Consider the following 2,465-nt stretch of genomic DNA (forward strand, 5'->3'; position numbering starts at 1 on the left):
TCGGTTTTGGACAGTTTAGGTAATGTTTACGGTCGGCTCGGGCAACATCAACAAGCGATTGACTTTTATAAGCAAAGCCTTGCTATTGCGCGTGAGATTGGCGCTCGTGTTGGTGAAGGTAGTTCGCTGGGTGGGCTGGCCAATGCCTATTCAGCTTTGGGGCAGTATCAGAAGGCACTTGAGGGCTATCAGCAAGCGTTAACCATCGCTCAGGAGATTGGCAATCGCTCTGCAGAAGGCTTGTGGCTCAGTAATATAGGTTTCCTGCTGGCTCAGCAAAACCAACCCGAACTCGCTATTGTATTCTACAAACAATCCGTCAACGTCCGAGAATCCATTCGGGCTGATATTCGCGGCTTACCCCAGGAACAACAACAAACTTATACCGAAACCATTGCAGGCTCATATCGGGCACTAGCCGATTTACTCCTGCAACAAAACCGCATCCTGGAAGCCCAGCGCGTCCTCGACCTGTTGCGCGTCCAAGAACTAGACGACTACCTCGACGGCGTTCGCAGTACGGCTCAGACGGAGAGCGGCATTGACCTGCGCGACCCGGAACAGGAGATCAACAACCGCGTCATTGCCGTGGGCTATGAACTAGCCCAACTGCGTGATATTCCTCCCAACCAGCTCTCTGATAACCAGCTTCAGCGCCTCAGCGAACTCGATATGACCCAGCGGGAGATGTCCGCCGATTTCCAGGGTTTCCTCAACAGTCCTGAAATTCAAGCCCTCGTTGCCCAACTCGATGCCAGTCTGCAAGAGCAAGACATCCTGGCCCGCGCTGATGACTTCATTAACCTGCAGAATAATTTACGTGCCATCGACCAAAATGCGGTGATGATTTATCCGCTGATCCTAGAAGACCGCCTGGAACTGGTGGTGGTGACACCTTTCAGCGAACCTGCTCGCTATCCCGTTCCGGTTGACTCCACCGAGCTCAATGCCGCCATTGTGGAATTCCGTCAAGCTCTGGATGACCCCACCAGCGACCCGCGCCCTATTGCCCAACAGCTTTATGATTGGCTAATCGCGCCGATGGAAGACGACCTAGAAGCCATTGGAGCCGAAACCATCCTCTATGTCCCCGACGGGGCCCTGCGCTACGTGCCCCTAGCGGCGCTACACGACGGCGATCAATGGCTGATTGAAACCTATCGCATCAACCACATCACCGCCGCCAGCCTGCAAAACTTCACCCTGCGTCCCAGTGCCACTCCCCTGATCCTAGCCGCCGCGTTCAGTGAAGGAGCCTTTGAATTTGAGATTGGGGAACGCTCCTTTGCCTTTGGCGGCCTTCCCTTCGCCGGAGTGGAGGTGGAAAACCTGGTCGCAGCCTTCCCCGACACCACCCAGTTCATGAACGATCGCTTCAGCCGTTCTCTCGTAGAGCCATTGATGGATAGCCACACGATTGTGCATTTGGCCACCCATGCCGCCTTTGTACCCGGTTCTCCAGCGGACTCATTTATTCTATTTGGTAATGGCGATCGCCTGTCACTAGAAGAATTGAACAGCGAGGACTGGCGAGGACGCTTCAATCGGGTGGAATTGATTGTGCTGAGTGCCTGTGAAACTGGGGTGGGCGATGATCTAGGCAACGGGGCTGAAATTCTTGGCTTTGGCTATCTGATGCAAGAAGCGGGGGCTTCAGCAGCGATCGCTTCCCTCTGGGCGGTCAGTGATGGCGGTACCCAAACCTTGATGAATGCCTTCTACGCCAATCTGAACCAGCAGATGAGCAAGGCTGAAGCTCTGCAACAAGCTCAGATTGCTCTGATTACTGGAGATCTAACCGCCTCCGGCATAGAGCGGGGTGCCAGCGTTGAGGTAATCAGCCGCCGCACTGGCCTCCCCGCCAGTGTAGCCAGTAGCTTATCCCATCCCTACTACTGGGCACCGTTCATTTTGATCGGCAATGGATTGTAATCGTTTCATCACATCATCAAAATTCTGACGGGAATCCTGCATAGGTGTGTGGTGTCCTTCCACTATGTGAGTTCAGTTCACCAAAACATGGATCACAAAAACGGAGGAGCGAAGGATGATGTGTCGTGAAATACCCCCCAAGATCACGAGCTTGGAGCCGATATTTGCCGAACGGATGGAGCATGCGGATGATTGGTTTGAATGGGGACAACGGTTAATTGAGTTGAAGAAATACCCCAAGGCACTACTGGCATTCCATCGAGTGGTGATGCTGTCGCCAAGGCATGGGCAGGGATGGTATCAGTTGGGATGGTTATGGGGCGTCTTGGAACAGTATGAGCCGTCGATGCGTGCATTGGATAGGGCAGTGGCGATCGCCCCCAATCATGCTCAGGCTTGGTATTACCGAGGGTTAGCTTTTTATTATCTATCGCAGCGGCAGCAAAGTATAGCATCGTTGGAGCAGGCGGTGCAGTGCAATCCAGCGTTGACCGATGCGGCGGAACTGCTGCAGGTGTTGCGAGAGGAGGGCT

2 protein-coding genes are annotated in these 2,465 nt (G+C 53.9%); both read left to right on the plus strand.

Features of this window, described 5'->3' with window-relative positions; genetic code table 11:
- Nucleotides 1-1,932: CHAT domain-containing protein (locus tag V6D20_09545; GenBank protein ID HEY9816023.1), on the plus strand; the 1,932-nt coding region annotated here is incomplete at its 5' end.
- 115 nt (nt 1,933-2,047) lie between these two features.
- On the plus strand, nt 2,048-2,465 hold a 418-nt coding region (locus V6D20_09550), incomplete at its 3' end, for a tetratricopeptide repeat protein (protein ID HEY9816024.1).

The sequence above is a fragment of the Candidatus Obscuribacterales bacterium genome (assembly GCA_036703605.1).
Taxonomy (GTDB): Bacteria; Cyanobacteriota; Cyanobacteriia; order RECH01; family RECH01; genus RECH01.